Genomic DNA, 17,813 nt, shown 5'->3' on the forward strand with positions numbered 1-17,813 from the left:
TGGATTAAGAAATCCGGTGTATTTTTATAAAACAAAAAAAACCCCGTTTCCGAGGTTTCAAAGCATTATAATTCTATATCAAATTGTGTCAACGATTTAAATTGCTTTAATCGGGCCACTACCTCATCTTTTTCTAAGCTAACCATTCGCTCTGTGCCGAATTTCTCCACACAAAATGAAGCCAGATTTGAGCCATAAATAATAGCATTTTTCATATTTTCAAAAGAAATATTCTCGCTCTGAGTAATAAATCCTGCAAAACCTCCTGCAAAAGTATCTCCTGCACCGGTTGGGTCAAAAACTTCTTCTAATGGTAATGCAGGCGCAAAAAAGACATTGTTTTCATGAAAAAGCAATGCACCATGTTCTCCCTTTTTAATCACCACAAATTCCGGTCCCATAGCCTGAATTTTAGCTGCAGCTTTTACTAACGAGTATTCTCCGGATAGTTGTCTTGCCTCTTCATCATTAATGGTTATAACATCTACACGCTTCATTACATCCAGTAATTCAGGCAAAGCACAATCCATCCAGAAATTCATGGTATCTAGTACTACTAATTTAGGCTTGCTTTCTAATTGATCTAAAACACCAATCTGTACTAATGGATGCAGATTTCCTAACATCACTACATCGGCATTTTTATAATTTTCAGGAACTTTTGGCTGAAAATCAGCCAAAACATTTAATTGCGTATCTAATGTATCTCTTGAATTCAGGTCGTTATGGTAACGTCCGCTCCAGAAAAAGGTTTTTCCGCCTTTTACTACTTCAAGTCCGGAAATATCAATATTTCTTTCCGTTAACAAATCTAAATATTCTTGTGGAAAATCATCACCTACAACAGAGACAATAGCCGACTGTAAGTTAAAAAAAGCGGCAGAAAGACCAATATAAGTTCCCGCTCCTCCTAAAATTTTATCGGTTTTCCCGAATGGGGTTTCAATTGCATCAAAAGCAACTGTTCCAACAATCAGTAATTTATTCATTTTATGAATTTGGAATTAAAGCGCAAAGATAGTTTATAACTTTCAGAGTTGCAAAAGTTAGAAGAAGCAAAATTATCACAAAATTTTACCTTCTTCTTTCTCATAAAAAACATCAACAGATAAATTTTTCTGACCCGAAGCAAACACCGCCAGTTCATCACACCGTTCATTTTGAGGATGATTATTATGTCCTTTTATCCATTTAAAATCAACCTGATGCCTGCGATAAACAATCAAAAATCTTTTCCATAAATCAGGATTCTTTCTGCCTGCGAATTTCTTTTTTTCCCAGCCCAAAACCCAGTTCTTAACCACCGAATCCACCACATATTTAGAATCCGAAACCACCAATACTTTCATATTAGGATTCCTGAGCTTCTCCAAACCTACAATTACCGCCAGCAATTCCATTCTGTTATTAGTAGTATAACGAAAACCTTCATAAAATTCTTTTTTATGCGGCGTTCCTACTAGTTCCATTACCACACCATAGCCTCCGGGTCCGGGATTCCCTTTTGCCGCTCCGTCAGTATATATATGTACCTGATATTCCAAATTTATGATTTAGCTTTTAACAAATCCTCAATAACCGCCGGAAAATACTTTTGTTCTAATTCATGGATTTTTTCAGCTACTACCTCTGGCGTATCAGTACCCAAAACCGTAACTTGTTTTTGAAAAATAGTAGCTCCTTCATCATAATTTTCATTTACATAATGAATAGTAATACCTGTCTCCCTTTCCTTATTTTCAACAATAGCTTTGTGTACATGCATTCCATACATGCCTTTCCCGCCGTACTTTGGCAGCAATGCCGGGTGTATGTTTATAATTTTATCCGGATAAGCTTCAATAATAGCATCCGGAAATTTCAATAAAAAACCAGCCAACACAATTAAGTCCGGCTGAATTGTATTAATTTTTTGTAATAAATCACTTTCGTAAAGCTCCGTTTTAGTAAAAATTTCAACAGGAACAGCATTATTTTTAGCCCTTTCAATCACCTTAGCATTTGCGTTATTGGTAAATATTCCAACAACTTCTCCAATTGTACCGCTTTTAAAATATTTTATAATATTTTCTGCATTTGTACCAGATCCAGAGGCAAAAACAACTATTTTTTTCATAATACACAACATTTAAGTGACGCAAAAAAAAGAATAAAAAACGAAATTAAATAGCTTTAGGAAGTCTTTGTTCAAAATTATTTTATATTTTAGATGTCACATTTATCAACTTAATAGTTATTTTAAAATAAAGTTTTTTATTTTTGCCACCAATTAAATTCTAAAATTAAAGATTATGTCAGACATTGCATCAAGAGTAAAAGCGATTATCGTAGACAAATTAGGCGTTGACGAAAACGAAGTTGTAACAGAAGCAAGCTTCACTAATGATTTAGGAGCTGACTCATTAGACACTGTTGAGCTTATTATGGAATTCGAAAAAGAATTTGACATTCAGATTCCGGACGATCAAGCTGAAAACATTGCTACTGTTGGTCAAGCTATTTCTTACATCGAAGAAGCTAAAAAATAATACACTCGCACCCGATTACTTTTTTCAGTACTCGGGTGTTATTATTTTTCAAATTAAAAGTTCGATTGAAATTCAATCAATTACACATAATGCGACACCCATGGCTCTTAAGTACTAAAACACAAAAGAAAGCGTGGGTTTTGCTTGTTTAAAGATAACAAAATACAGAATATATGGTATTAAAACGAGTTGTTGTAACAGGTCTGGGTGCTCTTACTCCTATTGGAAACAACATTGAGGAGTATTGGAACGGGCTTATTAACGGTGTCAGCGGTGCTGCTCCGATAACATATTATGATGCTTCAAAGTTTAGAACCCATTTTGCCTGCGAAGTGAAAAACTTCAATGTTGAAGACTTTATAGACAGAAAAGAAGCTCGAAAAATGGACCGTTATGCACAATATGCATTGGTTGCAGCTGAGGAAGCCGTACAAGATGCTGGTTTTAATCTTGAAAAGTTAGACAAGGACAGAGCTGGTGTTATCTGGGGATCAGGAATAGGAGGTTTGGAAACTTTTCAAATAGAAGTTCTTAATTATGCAGCTGGTGATGGCACACCAAAATTCAATCCTTTCTTTATTCCAAAAATGATTGCTGATATAGCCGGGGGTCACATTTCTATAAAATACGGTTTCAGAGGACCAAATTTCACCACTGTTTCGGCCTGTGCATCATCTACGAATGCCATTATTGATGCTTTTAATTATATTCGATTAGGACATGCTGATGTGATGGTAACAGGAGGCTCAGAAGCAGCTGTAACCATTGCCGGAATGGGAGGTTTTAATGCTATGCATGCCCTTTCTACACGAAATGACGATCCGAAAACTGCATCAAGACCAATGGATAAAGACCGTGATGGTTTTGTTTTAGGAGAAGGTGCCGGTGCTTTAATTCTTGAAGAATACGAACATGCTATAGCGCGTGGAGCAACTATCTATTGCGAAATTGGCGGTGGCGGTATGTCAGCTGATGCACATCATATTACAGCTCCTCACCCGGAAGGATTAGGTGCTAAAAATGTAATGCTAAACTGTTTAAGAGATGCTGGTTTAAAACCAACTGATGTTGACGGTGTAAATATGCACGGAACTTCAACACCACTTGGCGACATGGCCGAAAGTAAAGCTATCGAACAGGTTTTTGGAGAACATGCATATACCATGAATCTGAATTCAACAAAATCTATGACAGGTCATTTATTAGGAGCTGCCGGAGCAATTGAAACAATCTCTGCTATTCTTTCTATAAAACACGGAATCGTCCCTCCAACTATCAATCATTTTACAGATGATGAAAAAATAGACCCTAAGTTAAATTTCACCTTCAATGTAGCTCAAAAAAGAGACATGAATGTTGTTATGAGTAATACTTTTGGTTTTGGAGGTCACAATGCATGTGTATTAGTAAAAAAATTAGGATTCTAATTTTATACTATGAGTATATTCAAAAAAATATTTACAAAATCCCGTCGTTCTCAAGAAGACGGGATTTTTTTTGATACAATCCAAAAAATTCTGGGCTTTCCTCCTGGTGAGTTGAATCATTATCAAAAAGCTTTTACCCATCGTTCTTCCGGCAAAGTCGACACTACGGGAAATCCGGTTAGTTATGAGCGACTGGAGTTTTTAGGGGATGCCATGCTGAGCTCTGTTATTGCTGCACATTTATTTAATGAAGCACCCTATGGGGATGAGGGTTATTTGACTAAAATGCGTTCCAAAATTGTAAGCAGGGAACATTTAAATGAACTCGGAAAAGACCTAGATCTGATTCGGTTTGTAGAAAGCAAAGTTCCTGTACAACATTTTGGCGAAAACATTCACGGAAATATCTTTGAATCTCTCATCGGAGCAATATATTTAGACAAAGGATATTCTTATTGTGAAAAATTTATTCAACAAAAAGTAATCATTCCGTATGTAGATATTTCCAGACTGGAAGGAAAAGTAATCAGCTATAAAAGTTTAATTATTGAATGGTGTCAAAAAGAAAAAAGACATTTTCATTATGACATCTTTGAAGATAATGCTATTGACGGACAGCGCTTATTTGGTGTCAGATTGAGTATTGACGAAAAAGTGATTGCTAAGGCAAGAGCAACATCTAAAAAGAAAGCTGAGGAAAAAGCTTCACAACGGGCCTATTTTGCTTTTCAGGAAAAAATGGACAAAAAATAATAGTAATTTACTCAACACTACAACGTTTTCGTTTTAAATTTAACGAATTCATTATATTTTCAACACTTATACTTCGACAGAAATAGTATATTTACATCATTATTTTTAATGAAGATGGCTGTTCATAAATTAAATCTTGACGAATTTGATGAGATTGATTATAATCTTATTGCGATTCACACTTCTTTAGAAGATTATCGATTGGCATATTTTATCAATCAGAAACTTCCTGTAAATTTAGCAAAAAACGCTGATGAAGTACAAATAAACATCAAAGAAGGGGAAACAAAATTTTCAAGATTCTATTATTATGACGAAGAAAATACTGTGGCATGGAATTTAATTCAGAATATAAACGAAGTGGTTTCAGACAAAACTGAACAAGTTCAAAATTTATTTTCAGATACCAATGAAGGCATTTCGACAAAAGTATATTTATTGCCTGAATTTAAAAAAGCGGATTACTTTTTAAAAATAGACAATAGTAATAACAGTATAGATATCAATCAAATAAAAGTACTATTAAATACTATAGAAAATATAACAACAGCATATACTGTTGAAACAAAACAAATAAAATCTAAAAACAATCTAATTTTTTAATGCAAATGATTACTACAAACAAGAAAACTAAAATTGTGGCTACCCTTGGGCCTGCTTGCAGCACAAGAGAAATCATAAAGGACATGGTTGAAGCTGGTGTAAACGTATTTAGAATTAATTTTTCTCATGCTGACTATACTGATGTAGAAAACAGAATAAAAATCATCAGAGAACTTAATGAAGAATTTGGATACACTACAGCTATTCTTGCAGATCTGCAAGGTCCTAAGCTTCGTGTAGGGATGATGACAGAAGGCGTTGTTGTTAATGATGGTGATTTAATCACATTTACCACTGCCGAAGACATTCTAGGAACTGCCGAAAGAGTTTTCATGAAATACAAAAACTTTCCTAATGATGTAAATCCGGGAGAGAGAATTTTATTAGATGATGGAAAATTAATTTTTGAAATTGTATCTACTGATAAAAAAACCGAAGTTGTTGCTAAAGTTGTTCAAGGTGGTGAACTGAAATCCAAAAAAGGGGTAAACCTGCCAAATACTAAAATTTCACTTCCGGCTTTGACAGAAAAAGACATTGCGGATGCTATTTTTGCCATAGGCCAAAAAGTAGACTGGATTGCACTTTCTTTTGTTAAAACACCACAGGATTTAAAAGATTTACAAGACTTAATTGCAGAACACGCTGAATACAAAATTCCAATTGTTGCTAAAATCGAAATGCCCGAAGCATTAGAAAACATGGATAAAATTGTAGCTTATTGCGATGCATTAATGGTGGCTCGGGGAGATTTAGGAGTTGAACTTCCTGCTCACGAAGTTCCATTAGTACAAAAAGATTTAATCCGAAGAGCTAAAATGGCCCGAATTCCGGTAATTGTAGCCACACAAATGATGGAAACAATGATTACCAGTTTAACACCAACACGTGCAGAAGTGAACGACGTTGCAAACTCTGTAATGGATGGAGCCGACGCAGTAATGCTTTCAGGTGAGACAGCTGCCGGGAATTATCCGGTACAGGTAATCCAGAAAATGACACAAATTCTGGAAGCAGTAGAAAATTCTCCGCTAATTCAGGTACCACAAAATACACCACAAATTAAAACAAACCGTTTTATCACTAAAACTATTTGTCGTCATGCAGCAGTTATGGCTAACTCTATTGAAGCAAAAGCTATTTCAACAATGACAAACAGCGGTTATACTGCATTCCAATTATCTGCATGGAGACCAAATACAGCTGAAATTTTAGTATTTACTTCAAATAAAAGAATCCTTACTCAGTTAAGCTTATTATGGGGAGTTCGTTCTTATTTTTATGATAAAGAAGAAAGTACTGATACAACTGTTACTGATATTAACAGAATTGCTAAAGAAAAAGGGCATGTTGTACCAGGTGATTATATTATCAACTTAGCTTCTATGCCAATTACAGAAAGAGGAATGGTAAACACCATGAGAGTTTCTGAAATTGTCTAAACCGTACTAAACTACAAATATAAAATCCGTCTTGTTTTTAACCAAGACGGATTTTTTTATTATAGTATTTTAGAAACTATAGTTCAGCAATAATTTTTCTGACCTCATCTTTTGACTTGCCTAATTTTTGCTGTAATTTTCCAAGCATTTCATCTTCTTTACCTTCGGTATACAACAAATCATCATCTGTTAAATCAGCATATTTTTGTTTTAATTTACCTTTTAATTCATTCCAGTTTCCTTTAATTTCTGTAGTATTCATAATGATATTTTTTAAATTATTTATTCATGTATTTTCTAACTGTCCAGGCCTGTGTTTCGTGACTTTGCAATAAAGCCGTTAAGAAATCAGCAGTCCCGTAATCATTTGTTTCTTCAATTTCTTTGATATAATCCCGCAATTGTTTTAGAATTGTCTCATGATCCGATAAAAGTTCATTTATCATATCTTTTTGTTCAACAACTTTTGAGTTTTCTTTTAGGGTAGCATGATCAATAAATTCCTGCATTGTTCCGATAGCTTTTGCACCTAATTTACTGATTCTTTCAGCTATTTCATCAATAGTATGTTCTAATTGAGTATAGTGTTCTTCAAATAACTTATGTAACTCCATGAAACTATTTCCGGAAACATTCCAATGAAATTTTCTTGTTTTTACATAGAGCAGCATTTCATTAGCTAAAACAACAGTTAAAAAATCAACACTTGTATTTAAATCTTTTTTTGTAATTCCAATTTTAGGTTCCATATTTTTACTCTTTTTGGGTTCTTTTAATTGTTCTTTACAAAGATACCTTCAAACACCGCAAGAAGTTTTATACAATTTTGGAGTACTATTATAATATTCTAACTAGTAAAAGAATAAACCTATAATATTTTTTGTGATTTGGTTTTTTTTAATGGTTCTAAAGGTAAAGCAAATGTGAAAGTGCTGCCTTTGCCCGGTTCACTTTCAACCCAAATTTCACCGTCATGCTTTTTTATAAATTCACTGCAAAGGAGTAATCCAAGTCCTGTCCCTAATTCATCATCAGTTCCTTTTTGTGATACTTTCGCATTGCTTTTAAATAGTTTTTGTTTTATATGACCAGGAATCCCAATTCCGGTATCGGTAACAGAAACAACAGCTTTTTTTGATTTCTTTTCCATTCTAACTACGATTTTACCGTCTTTATTGGTAAACTTAATAGCATTAGTCAATAAATTTCGTATAATAGTAGCAATCATATTTTTATCTGCTTCAACTTCAATAAAAGCAGCTGAATCATATAAAAGTGTAATGTTTTTATTTAATGCTGCATTCCTATTGAGTTCAATATTTTCTTCAATCAAAGTGTTTAAAGTTAGTTTTCTTGGGCTATATTCCATCATTCCGGTTTGTAACTGAGACCAATCCAGAAGATTTTCTAATAATTTATAGCTATTTCTATTAGACTGATGAAGCATTTGAATAATTTCTTTAATTTCTTCACGGCTGTAGTCTTCAATATTTTCTGCTAAAATCTCTGAAAGCCCAACGGATCCCCCCAATGGTCCTCTCAGATCATGTGCAATGATAGAAAAGAACTGATTTTTGTCCTTTAAAAGCTTTTGAATTTTAATGTCTTGCTTTTCTTTTACCAACAATAAGAATCCCACTGTACTAATTAATGAAACTAAAAACAAAGCAATGTTATACACACTGTCAAAAAGGGTGTAGGAAAAAAATTCCTGTTGTGGATTGATATAATTAAAGACAATACGAACGAGAACTAAAAGTTCAAATCCTACAAAGCAAAATCCATAAAAAATCCTAAAAAAATTATGTCTTTTTTCAATAAAATAACTAATTGTAGGCTGTAGATAAATAGCAAATAAACCCGCAGAAGCAATAAGAATGCGCGTATTAATTGTACATTCTAAGAATGTCCCTATATTAAAAATCACTGCTGCAATAATGGTTACAATTATTTGTAAGCCATATTTTTGCTTTGAGCGCGCTTTAACCAATGACAATATGGCTATTGTTTCATAACAACATCCCGAAAAAACAATCGTATTGGCTATATTAATAGAGATGAAATCAGGAATAGTATTTCTCAAAAAAAGAAATATCCAGCCTATAGTCAATAATAATTTCCCATAACCATACCAGTTTACAATCTTCCTGTTTTCGGCAGTAGCATAAGAAAAAGAATAACTGAAAATAAGAATACTGACAAATAAATTACCCAAAAAATAAAGTTCGAAAACAGTTTTGAGATCTAATGGTAAGAGTTTGAACATTATATTATGGTACTTAATTTAAAAAAAACAGATTGCCGAGGTTAAATTACAGTAATTGCTACTAGAGGATCACAAAATTATTAAAATTCAGTATGCTAAATACTTCTGTCACAGAATAAAAAATTAAGAAAAAATAAACAACAATCTTAATAAATATCATTTATATTTGGCTAACAAAAAATAAAATTACAATGAACTTTAAATCTAAAAACCCATTTTTAAACAATAAGAGCTTCTCGGCAACTTCAAGAGCTGAGCAGGTACATGAAGCCACTGTGATTGGTTATGACCAGCAAATGACACTTTCAGGAACAATTAATAAAACGATATTGCTATTCTTATTGCTTACAGCATCGGCTATGGTTATCTGGTGGATGGCTTTTAACGGCATGAATCCAATTCTTCCGGCTGTTGGCGGTGCAATTGTAGGATTGGTTTTAGTGATAATATCGGCATTCAAACCACAATACTCTAGCTACCTTGCTCCAGGATATGCTTTATTTGAAGGTTTATTTATAGGAGGAATTTCCGCAATTTTTGAAGCTCTTTATCCCGGAATTGTTATTCAGGCAGTAGGAGCGACTTTTGTAACTTTTGGAGTATGTTTAGGACTTTATAAATTTAAAATTGTAAAAGTAACAGAACAGTTCAAATCAGTTGTGATCGCAGCAACACTAGCAATTGCTACTTATTATTTAATTTCGTGGTTATTTTCCATTTTCACAGGATATCAGCCGGTTCATTATGGAAATTCTACATGGAGTATTGGTATTAGTGTTTTTGTAATTGTAATTGCAGCCTTAAACTTGTTTCTGGATTTTGACCGTATTGAACAAGGCGTTCAACAAAGAATGCCAAAATATATGGAATGGTTTGGCGCAATGGGATTAATGATAACCTTAGTGTGGTTATACGTTGAATTCTTAAGATTATTATCGAAGCTTTCAAGTAAAAATTAATTTGTTTAAATGAATATATTAATCGCACATTTGCAAATTGTAACTCATTTGCAAATGTGCGGTTTTTTTAAAAATCAAATTTTAACTGAACCGCAACCACTGATTTCTTCTCTTCGGTATTTAAATTACTCATTGAAATACCCAGCAATCGCACAGAATCTTTCATTCGTTCCTGATACAATAACTCTTTTACAGTTTCTAAAATCAGTACTTTATCAGCAATAAAATAAGGCAGTGTCTTGCTTCGTGTTTGTTGAGTAAAATCACTGTACTTTATTTTTAATGTTACTGTTTTGCCTGAAACAGTATGTTTCCTGAGTCGGCGTTCTAAACTACTGGCAATTTTATCCAATTGTTCCAACATAAAAATCTCAGAAGAAAGATTCACTTCAAAAGTATGTTCGGCAGCCACTGATTTTGCAATCCGGCTTGATTTTACTTCACTATTATGAATTCCGCGAACCACATGATAATAATAATTCCCTGCTTTACCAAAATGTTTTTGTAAAAATTCCAGAGATTTACTTTTTAATTCTAAGCCTGTAAAAATTCCTAACTGATACATTTTTTCTGTTGTTACTTTACCCACTCCATAAAATTTTCTGATAGGTAAAACTTCTAAAAAAGGAATCACTTCATCAGGCGTAACCGTTTTTTGTCCATTTGGTTTGTTATAATCACTAGCAATTTTAGCGACAAATTTATTAATTGAAATCCCGGCTGAAGCTGTTAATCCTACTTCATGAAAAATCCTGTCTCTAATTTCCTGCGCTAATAAGCTGGCACTTGGATTTCCTTTTTTATTCTGAGTTACATCAAGATAAGCCTCGTCCAGTGAAAGCGGTTCTATCAAATCTGTATAATCCCGAAAAATTTTATGAATCTGAGTAGAAATCTCCTTATACCTTTCAAAACGCGGGCGAACAAAAATAAGGTCGGGACAATTTTTCTTAGCCAAGGCCCCGCTTATAGCTGAACGAACTCCAAATTTTCTAGCCTCATAGCTGGCTGCCGCAACCACACCTCTATTTTCAGCACCCCCTACCGCAATAGGTTTTCCCCGAAGCTCAGGGTTATCCATTTGCTCAACAGAAGCATAAAAAGCATCCATATCGATGTGTATTATTTTTCTATTTGCACTCATCTCAGACATGTTACAAATTTATACTCAATTTGTCAAAATGAAATCAATTGCCTGTAAAATATTTGATACATTTGAAGTTTGTAATCTAGCCCGGATGGCAGCGGCATCCTTTTTCTTTTTTTCTTTAAAAAGAAAAAGATATAGCGAACAGCCGGAAAAAGCTCCTAATTTAACCTGATATAAAATGATAGAAATAGAAAGAAAATTTTTAGTTACTTCTAACGCTTATAAAAAAGCAGCCTTCTCTCAAAAACGAATTATTCAGGGTTATTTAAGCTCTAATCCGGAACGTACGGTAAGAGTGAGAATCAAAGAAAACAAGGCTTATTTAACTGTAAAAGGACCTTCTGATGCAACAGGAATGTCTCGTTTCGAATGGGAGAAAGAAATTACTGTTGAAGAAGCTGAAAATTTGCTTTTACTTTGCGAAAAAGGGGTAATTGACAAAACCCGCTTTGAAGTAAAAACAGGTTCCCACATTTATGAAGTGGACGAATTTTACGGTGAAAATGAGGGTTTAGAAATGGCGGAAATAGAATTGCAATCAGAGACAGAAATATTCGAAAAACCAGATTGGTTAGGTGAAGAAGTAACCAATGACAAACGTTACTATAATTCGTATTTAAGTAAAAATCCTTTTAAAAACTGGTAATTATTCAACTACTTCTTCAATAGTTACTATCATAGAACCTGCTCTTTTGTTTGCTGCAATTTCCATAAATGCCCGTTTAGTTAAGTCAATTTCTCTGGATTTTACAAAAGGTCCCCTATCAGTAACTTCTACATAAATTGATTTACCGTTGACCTCGTTTGTGATTTTTAACATCGTCCCGAAAGGAAATTTTTTATGCGCAGCTGTGAAATCAGTATTACTAAATTTCAGACCACTTGCAGTACGCTTTCCGTTAAACTTATCTGCGTAATAAGAGGCGTGAACACTTTTCTTGTAAATCTTTAATTTACCAAAAACTTCATTATGAAGGGTATCTTTTACCACCCCTCGTTTATTATCGATTAAAGTATATTTTTTTTGAAGTGTATCAAGTAACTGAACAGAAGGTTTTGAAACAAGTGTTTTTTGTTTTTCAGAAATTTTACTTTGAGCACTTACAAAAACAGCAAAAAATAAAAAAAGTAATGTTATCGATTTTTTCATATTAACTTTTTAGTTCGAATCTATTTAGAACAAAAACTATACCCAGATAAAAAAAGTCCTAAAAAGGACTTTTACGTTTTTATTTGAACCATAACGACCATGGTATTCTAATTAGTATAAGAACTAATCCTAATCCGTAGAAAATAGAGAAAGTTTTAAATTTTGATTCGCTCGTGGTTAATTTTTTATGTTTTGACCATCCAATAGTGATTAAAGTAATCGCAATAATATTAATTAACGGATGTTCTAATGAAGTTAAACGTAACATTTTATCTGACATTTGCCCTAAAGAATTAAGACCTAACGGAGAAACAAAATACAATATCAAACCAATCAATAACTGAGTATGTGTACCGATTAATCCAAAAAGAGCAATCTTTCGGTCTTTTGGCGTAAATTCTTTTTTTGATGCTAAACCGATGACAGCGTTAATTACTGTAATCACTAATAATAAAAGCGCTAAATAAGCCCAGCCTGAATGAAACTTTTGAATAAATCCGTCCATGTTTTTTGGTGTTTTTTTTAACAAATATAAACAAAAAAGACATAAAAAAAACCTCATAATACTACTAGTAAATGAGGTTTTTCTAATTTAGAATCAATATTTTTTTTAATCACGGCTGAAAATCAGCTAATTATAAAAAACAGGTTAAATGTTATTTATTTCTTAAAAAATGACCTAATAAAGAAGCTGTAGAACTATCGTGATTTTTAACTTCATTCGAATTGATTTCGTCCAGAATAGAATTCGCTAATTGCTTTCCAAGTTCCACTCCCCATTGATCGTAACTAAAAATATTCCAGATGAATCCTTGTACAAAAATTTTATGTTCGTAGAGAGAAATCAAAGAACCCAAAGATTTAGGCGTTAATTTTTGAATTAAGAAAGTATTTGTTGGTTTATTTCCGGCAAACACTTTGAATGGCAAAAGAAACTCAGCTGCTTCAGCCGACAATCCCTGTTTATCAAATTCGGCCTGAACTTTAGTTTCATCCTTTCCGTTTAATAAAGCTTCGGTTTGTGCAAAGAAGTTAGACATTAATTTATCATGATGGTTGTTGTCACCATACAAAGGCTGAATGTAACCTATAAAATCTGTCGGAATCAATTTTGTTCCCTGATGAATCAACTGAAAAAAGGCATGTTGCGCATTTGTCCCTGGCTCTCCCCAAATAATTGTTCCGGTTTGATAATCGACCGGTTTTCCGTCACGTCCTACGCTTTTTCCATTACTTTCCATAGTTCCCTGTTGTAAATAAGGCGCTAATTTCTGTAAATATTGTGTGTATGGAATTAAAGCTTCGCTCTCTGCCCCAAAGAAGTTATTATACCAAACGCTTAGTAAAGCCAAAACAACTGGTATATTCTGATCAAAATCAGCCGTTTTGAAATGTTCATCCATTTCGTTTGCGCCTTTTAACAATTCTTCAAAATTATCAAAACCTACCGCTAAACTAATTGACAAACCTACTGCACTCCAAAGTGAAAAACGACCTCCAACCCAGTCCCACATTGGGAACACATTGTCAGGATTAATTCCGAATTCGGTTACTTTTTGCAAATTGGTAGAAACAGCTACAAAATGTTTAGCCACATCTTGCTGAGAGGCCGATTTTAAAAACCATTTTCTGATTGTTTCTGAATTGGTCAAGGTTTCCTGAGTGGTGAAAGTTTTAGAAACAATTACAAAAAGAGTCGTTTCCGGGTCTAATTTTTTAATTATTTCATTAACATGATCTCCGTCAACATTCGAAACAAAATGAACATTTAAATTATTTTTGTAATACTGCAAAGCTTCCACTACCATTGCCGGCCCTAAATCAGAACCACCAATCCCAATATTAACTACATCTGTAAAAGCTTTTCCGGTATATCCTGTTCTTTTTCCAGAAGTAATTTCATCTGTAAAACCTTTAATTTTATTTTTTACTTCATATACTTCAGGAATGACATTTATTCCGTTTACATTAATTACTGCTGATTCTTTAGCTCTTAATGCTGTATGAAGTACTGCTCTGTTTTCTGTCTGATTAATAATTCCGCCTTCAAAATAGTCCTGAATTCCGTTTTTAAGTCCCATTTCGTTAACCAAATCAAGCAACAAAGACATCGTTTCCTGATTCACTATATTTTTAGAATAATCTATTAAAAAATCATTCCAGAGAATACTGAATTTTTCTGCTCTTGAAGCATCTTTTTTAAACATTTCCTGCATAGAAATATTACGAATTTCTTCAAAATGTTTTTCAAGCTTTTTCCAGGAATTGGTCTGAGTTGGGTTTAGTGTACTTAAAGCCATTATGTTTTTGTTTTTAGTTTTGTTCGTAAAAATACTGAAATTAGTTGTAATAGCAGAAATGATTCCGACTATAAAACATAAAAAACCAACCAGTTTATTTACAAAAAAAGAGAGATAACTCCTGATGAATTACCTCTCCTATTTTTTTTAGATTGCCATCTATATCTCTTTTATTATAAGTTTCCGATACTGTCAAGCTCTCTTTTTAACGGTTCGATTGTTTTGAGGAATCGGGCTTTATTAGCACTTTCCATTGGAGTTCCTGTAGGCAGTTTTAACCTAAGAGCATCTACCTGCACACCATTTTTCCAAAAGCGATAACAAACATGTGGTCCTGTTGCTAAACCGGTACTTCCTACACGACCAATAATATCGCCCTGATTAACATGCTGACCCCGCCTTACTAAAATTTTTGACATATGTAAATACTGAGTAGAGTAAGTTCCGTTATGTTTTACTTTTACATAATTCCCGTTTCCGGCAGTATAACCGGTTCTTTCGACAACTCCGGTAGCCGTAGTCATAATAGGTGTTCCTGTAGGTGCAGCGTAATCCGTTCCTTTATGTGCTTTCCATTTATGCTGTACCGGATGGTATCTTCGCATCGTAAATCTCGAAGTTATTCTGCTAAATTTTATAGGCGATTTAAGGAACAGGTTTTTCATTGTTTTCCCTTCTTCATCATAATAATCAACTTTACCTGAAGCCTGATTTTGTACAAAAGGAAAAGCGTACATAATTTTACCTTTGTATTCAAAAAAAGTTCCTTCTATATTACTAACACCATTATAAATAGAATCGTTGATATAACGCTCATTAAAAATAACACCAAAGCGATCCCCTTTCTTTAATTTAAAAAAGTCAATAGACCAGGAATAAATTTTTGTAATTCGATTTGCCAGATTAGGTTCTACACCTGAATTAGATAAGGTTTCTGATAAAGATCCTTTTAAAACTCCGGTAATTAATCTTCGCTTAATAGTAACAGGTCTTACTTTTTTATAGGCTACAACTGCTGAATCCCGTAAGTCAAAAACATAATAAGTTAAATCATTAGGCTGATAAACAAAAACCTGAAGTTTATTGGTTTTATCTTTAGAACGAAGCATCGTAAACGTTCTTTTGGGTCTGATACTGCGTACATCGAATGTATCTTTAATACTGTTTACAATCTCATAAATTTTGCGGTCTCCAATATTTTGTTTACTTATAATTGTTCCAAAAGTATCACCTCTTTTAACAGTATCATGAACTACATTATAGTCGGCAAAGTTGAATCCAAAATCAGAATTATCTTTTATGGGAATTATTTTTTGAACAACTTTCTTCTTTCCAGTTTCATCATCTGATTTTTTACATGATACTACTAAGACTAATGCAATTATAATTGTTAAAACGTACTTCAAACTTTTATATATTTATTCAATTCTACTTATTATTCTTGTCCCCAATTTGCCAATTCAGCTTCACTCCATAATTCCGGAAAAAATATTCTTTTTTGATATTTCGGATGCATATATTTACGCCAGTCACTTCCGCCTGTCGCTTCTCCGTCTCCCATACCACTTTGATCAATGTACTTAATAGCTACATTCAAATGCTGCATTACCCAGGTAATATTTACTGTATAATCAAAATGACGCATGGCATCTTTCAGAGCAGGAAGTTCCTGATCCTGAACAGGAAGTTGTTTGTATTTTTGCCAAATATTAATTGACTTATACTCTTCCATATAATCTAAGAAAGTAGCTTTATATTTTTTTTCAAATACTTCTAAGGTATAGGTTTTCTTTCCCGTATGATAATCTTTACCCGCTGCTTGCCAATACAGCATATCAAACGCTCTTTCATTTGAAATAGTATTATCAAATGCTTTTCTAAAACGATTATCAATTAAATTAACTAAATCAGTAGCACAAAATTCAATTAATCGGTACTGTGCACTTTGAAATCCGGATGCAGGAGTAAGTGTATTTCGAAATTTCATGTATTGGCTAACATCCATACCATTTTCCATAATAGAAAAAGAGTTGGTCAGCATATCAAAATAGCGACTAATGCGTAACAGCCTTTCAGTAAAAAAAACGGTATCATTATTCTCAGCATGCGAAATCTGATTCATCTCCCAAAGAATCATTTTGAATATCAGTTCATTGGTTTGATGATAAAGAATAAATACCATTTCATCAGGGAGGACGGTTCTTTGAATTTGTAGATTTAATAAAGCATCAGTCTGGATATAATCCCAATAAGTAGTGGGTTTTGACCAAAGCAAACCTTCAAGTTGCGTATCTGTTTTTTGATTTATAGCTTCGTATTTCTGCTCTATTTCTTTTAAAATACTTGCTGTATTCGCATTAATATTCATTACTTTTTTATTTTAAACGGACCCTTCAATCCTTTGAAAGCATCCAAATCGGCTTTAAGCGACCCTACAGCTAAATCAGCCTTAATACGGAGCGGCAATCTGTTCTGATCATCAGATACCCAGACCGTTAAACTCTCTTTTTCTTTAAAAACACGGCCTGATTGTACTAAAGGTTTAAAAACCATTGAAGGAACAACCCCAAATTTAGTTGTAATATCCTGACGCCCCACAAATTTTAACTTAAATTTTGTGGTTTCATCATCAAAAAACATATCTATTTCAATAGACTCTCCCGGTTTGATTTTATCTATTGTAGGATAATTTCTTAAGTAATAAAAAGTAGATAATATATCCTGAGTATTTTTGGGAACAACGAATGTTTTTTCGGTCTTTCTTTTATAGTCTTTTACAGTGACTCTATTAGATGACTGGTTAAAAAAGCCTTCCTGATTTTTAGTATAACCACCTTCATTAATGTTTCTTACGAACTGATAGGGATTACCAGACTCTTTATCAATATAACTTTCATAAACATCAACAACTTTAAAAAAAAACTTTGATACACCTGTTGTATATCCTTTTCCCACAACATGAAACACTTTTTTATTATCTATGGTAGCTTCTTTGACTTCAAGGGTTGCATATCCAGCATTTACAAATCCGTAGTGAATACGGAATTTGAACCATTCACCCACACCATAAGCGTGATCATTTTGGGAATCAAAACCGGTCGTTAAAATCAATAATATTAGTAGGATTATTTTTTTCATAATTTACTTTTAATAATTTATTGATTAAACTTGCAAATTTTGTTCCAAATATATTAAAACAAAAAAACTCAGTCAAATAATGACTGAGTTTTTATGC

The 17,813-nt window shown here is 33.2% G+C and carries 20 protein-coding genes; 7 read left to right on the top strand and 13 right to left on the bottom strand.

What is annotated here, in order from left to right; translation table 11 throughout:
• Positions 1-65: 65 nt before the first annotated feature.
• From ABS764_RS03425 to purN, 3 genes are all read right to left on the bottom strand, one after another.
• Positions 66-989 (bottom strand): PfkB family carbohydrate kinase, encoded by a 924-nt coding sequence (locus tag ABS764_RS03425; protein ID WP_408079994.1) that lies wholly within the window; start codon positions 987-989, stop codon positions 66-68.
• Between the two features lie 75 nt (positions 990-1,064).
• Positions 1,065-1,544, bottom strand: a complete 480-nt coding sequence (rnhA, locus tag ABS764_RS03430; protein ID WP_408079996.1) for a ribonuclease HI — start codon at positions 1,542-1,544, stop codon at positions 1,065-1,067.
• A 2-nt stretch (positions 1,545-1,546) separates the two neighbouring features.
• The gene (purN, locus tag ABS764_RS03435; protein ID WP_408079998.1) at positions 1,547-2,116 is read right to left on the bottom strand and encodes a phosphoribosylglycinamide formyltransferase; all 570 of its coding nucleotides are present in this window, start codon (positions 2,114-2,116) and stop codon (positions 1,547-1,549) included.
• A 175-nt stretch (positions 2,117-2,291) separates the two neighbouring features.
• On the opposite strand from purN, the gene ABS764_RS03440 reads away from it, so the two are divergent.
• From ABS764_RS03440 to pyk, 5 genes are all read left to right on the top strand, one after another.
• Positions 2,292-2,528, top strand: coding sequence for an acyl carrier protein (locus ABS764_RS03440; RefSeq protein ID WP_007137004.1), 237 nt, complete (start codon positions 2,292-2,294; stop codon positions 2,526-2,528).
• Between the two features lie 173 nt (positions 2,529-2,701).
• Positions 2,702-3,955: a beta-ketoacyl-ACP synthase II gene (gene fabF, locus ABS764_RS03445; RefSeq protein WP_408080000.1), complete on the top strand. Its 1,254-nt coding sequence runs from the start codon at positions 2,702-2,704 to the stop codon at positions 3,953-3,955.
• Between the two features lie 9 nt (positions 3,956-3,964).
• Positions 3,965-4,708: a ribonuclease III family protein gene (locus ABS764_RS03450; protein WP_408080002.1), complete on the top strand. Its 744-nt coding sequence runs from the start codon at positions 3,965-3,967 to the stop codon at positions 4,706-4,708.
• Between the two features lie 114 nt (positions 4,709-4,822).
• Positions 4,823-5,311 (top strand): IPExxxVDY family protein, encoded by a 489-nt coding sequence (locus ABS764_RS03455; protein ID WP_408080004.1) that lies wholly within the window; start codon positions 4,823-4,825, stop codon positions 5,309-5,311.
• An 8-nt stretch (positions 5,312-5,319) separates the two neighbouring features.
• Positions 5,320-6,753, top strand: coding sequence for a pyruvate kinase (pyk, locus tag ABS764_RS03460; protein WP_408080742.1), 1,434 nt, complete (start codon positions 5,320-5,322; stop codon positions 6,751-6,753).
• Between the two features lie 76 nt (positions 6,754-6,829).
• Here the strand turns inward: pyk and ABS764_RS03465 are convergent, their stop codons facing one another.
• From ABS764_RS03465 to ABS764_RS03475, 3 genes are all read right to left on the bottom strand, one after another.
• Positions 6,830-7,015 carry a CsbD family protein gene (locus tag ABS764_RS03465; RefSeq protein ID WP_408080006.1) on the bottom strand — a complete coding sequence of 62 codons (186 nt, stop codon included), beginning with the start codon at positions 7,013-7,015 and terminating at the stop codon, positions 6,830-6,832.
• 16 nt (positions 7,016-7,031) lie between these two features.
• On the bottom strand, positions 7,032-7,502 hold the full coding sequence (locus tag ABS764_RS03470; RefSeq protein WP_408080008.1) for a Dps family protein: 471 nt from the start codon (positions 7,500-7,502) through the stop codon (positions 7,032-7,034).
• A gap of 119 nt (positions 7,503-7,621) precedes the next feature.
• On the bottom strand, positions 7,622-9,019 hold the full coding sequence (locus tag ABS764_RS03475) for a sensor histidine kinase (RefSeq protein ID WP_408080010.1): 1,398 nt from the start codon (positions 9,017-9,019) through the stop codon (positions 7,622-7,624).
• Between the two features lie 191 nt (positions 9,020-9,210).
• Here ABS764_RS03475 and ABS764_RS03480 point away from each other — a divergent pair, with 191 nt between their 5' ends.
• Complete coding sequence (locus ABS764_RS03480; protein ID WP_408080012.1) at positions 9,211-9,978, top strand: Bax inhibitor-1/YccA family protein; 768 nt, start codon at positions 9,211-9,213, stop codon at positions 9,976-9,978.
• A 67-nt stretch (positions 9,979-10,045) separates the two neighbouring features.
• On the opposite strand, the gene dinB is transcribed toward ABS764_RS03480, so the two are convergent.
• Positions 10,046-11,131 carry a DNA polymerase IV gene (gene dinB, locus ABS764_RS03485; RefSeq protein WP_408080014.1) on the bottom strand — a complete coding sequence of 362 codons (1,086 nt, stop codon included), beginning with the start codon at positions 11,129-11,131 and terminating at the stop codon, positions 10,046-10,048.
• A 175-nt stretch (positions 11,132-11,306) separates the two neighbouring features.
• On the opposite strand from dinB, the gene ABS764_RS03490 reads away from it, so the two are divergent.
• Positions 11,307-11,774, top strand: coding sequence for a CYTH domain-containing protein (locus ABS764_RS03490; protein WP_408080016.1), 468 nt, complete (start codon positions 11,307-11,309; stop codon positions 11,772-11,774).
• On the opposite strand, the gene ABS764_RS03495 is transcribed toward ABS764_RS03490, so the two are convergent.
• From ABS764_RS03495 to ABS764_RS03520, 6 genes are all read right to left on the bottom strand, one after another.
• The gene (locus ABS764_RS03495; protein ID WP_408080018.1) at positions 11,775-12,278 is read right to left on the bottom strand and encodes a septal ring lytic transglycosylase RlpA family protein; all 504 of its coding nucleotides are present in this window, start codon (positions 12,276-12,278) and stop codon (positions 11,775-11,777) included.
• Between the two features lie 79 nt (positions 12,279-12,357).
• Complete coding sequence (locus ABS764_RS03500; RefSeq protein WP_408080020.1) at positions 12,358-12,783, bottom strand: hypothetical protein; 426 nt, start codon at positions 12,781-12,783, stop codon at positions 12,358-12,360.
• A 151-nt stretch (positions 12,784-12,934) separates the two neighbouring features.
• Entirely contained in the window at positions 12,935-14,578 is a 1,644-nt protein-coding gene (pgi, locus tag ABS764_RS03505; RefSeq protein ID WP_408080022.1) for a glucose-6-phosphate isomerase, read from the bottom strand.
• A 173-nt stretch (positions 14,579-14,751) separates the two neighbouring features.
• Positions 14,752-15,984, bottom strand: a complete 1,233-nt coding sequence (locus ABS764_RS03510) for a peptidoglycan DD-metalloendopeptidase family protein (RefSeq protein WP_408080024.1) — start codon at positions 15,982-15,984, stop codon at positions 14,752-14,754.
• Between the two features lie 29 nt (positions 15,985-16,013).
• Entirely contained in the window at positions 16,014-16,946 is a 933-nt protein-coding gene (locus ABS764_RS03515) for a tryptophan 2,3-dioxygenase family protein (protein ID WP_408080026.1), read from the bottom strand.
• On the bottom strand, positions 16,946-17,716 hold the full coding sequence (locus ABS764_RS03520) for a DUF3108 domain-containing protein (RefSeq protein WP_408080028.1): 771 nt from the start codon (positions 17,714-17,716) through the stop codon (positions 16,946-16,948). Before ABS764_RS03520 ends, ABS764_RS03515 begins: the two co-directional genes overlap by 1 nt.
• Positions 17,717-17,813: the final 97 nt, after the last annotated feature.

The sequence above is a fragment of the Flavobacterium plantiphilum genome (assembly GCF_046000495.1).
Lineage (GTDB): Bacteria > Bacteroidota > Bacteroidia > Flavobacteriales > Flavobacteriaceae > Flavobacterium > Flavobacterium plantiphilum.

Coding starts and splice junctions, on each gene's coding strand:
- ABS764_RS03425 (WP_408079994.1), bottom strand. CDS start 989: ATGAATAAATTACTGATTGTTGGAACAGTTGCTTTTGATGCAATTGAA.
- purN (WP_408079998.1), bottom strand. CDS start 2,116: ATGAAAAAAATAGTTGTTTTTGCCTCTGGATCTGGTACAAATGCAGAA.
- ABS764_RS03440 (WP_007137004.1), top strand. CDS start 2,292: ATGTCAGACATTGCATCAAGAGTAAAAGCGATTATCGTAGACAAATTA.
- fabF (WP_408080000.1), top strand. CDS start 2,702: ATGGTATTAAAACGAGTTGTTGTAACAGGTCTGGGTGCTCTTACTCCT.
- ABS764_RS03450 (WP_408080002.1), top strand. CDS start 3,965: ATGAGTATATTCAAAAAAATATTTACAAAATCCCGTCGTTCTCAAGAA.
- ABS764_RS03455 (WP_408080004.1), top strand. CDS start 4,823: ATGGCTGTTCATAAATTAAATCTTGACGAATTTGATGAGATTGATTAT.
- ABS764_RS03465 (WP_408080006.1), bottom strand. CDS start 7,015: ATGAATACTACAGAAATTAAAGGAAACTGGAATGAATTAAAAGGTAAA.
- ABS764_RS03470 (WP_408080008.1), bottom strand. CDS start 7,502: ATGGAACCTAAAATTGGAATTACAAAAAAAGATTTAAATACAAGTGTT.
- ABS764_RS03475 (WP_408080010.1), bottom strand. CDS start 9,019: ATGTTCAAACTCTTACCATTAGATCTCAAAACTGTTTTCGAACTTTAT.
- ABS764_RS03480 (WP_408080012.1), top strand. CDS start 9,211: ATGAACTTTAAATCTAAAAACCCATTTTTAAACAATAAGAGCTTCTCG.
- dinB (WP_408080014.1), bottom strand. CDS start 11,131: ATGTCTGAGATGAGTGCAAATAGAAAAATAATACACATCGATATGGAT.
- ABS764_RS03490 (WP_408080016.1), top strand. CDS start 11,307: ATGATAGAAATAGAAAGAAAATTTTTAGTTACTTCTAACGCTTATAAA.
- ABS764_RS03495 (WP_408080018.1), bottom strand. CDS start 12,278: ATGAAAAAATCGATAACATTACTTTTTTTATTTTTTGCTGTTTTTGTA.
- ABS764_RS03500 (WP_408080020.1), bottom strand. CDS start 12,783: ATGGACGGATTTATTCAAAAGTTTCATTCAGGCTGGGCTTATTTAGCG.
- pgi (WP_408080022.1), bottom strand. CDS start 14,578: ATGGCTTTAAGTACACTAAACCCAACTCAGACCAATTCCTGGAAAAAG.
- ABS764_RS03515 (WP_408080026.1), bottom strand. CDS start 16,946: ATGAATATTAATGCGAATACAGCAAGTATTTTAAAAGAAATAGAGCAG.
- ABS764_RS03520 (WP_408080028.1), bottom strand. CDS start 17,716: ATGAAAAAAATAATCCTACTAATATTATTGATTTTAACGACCGGTTTT.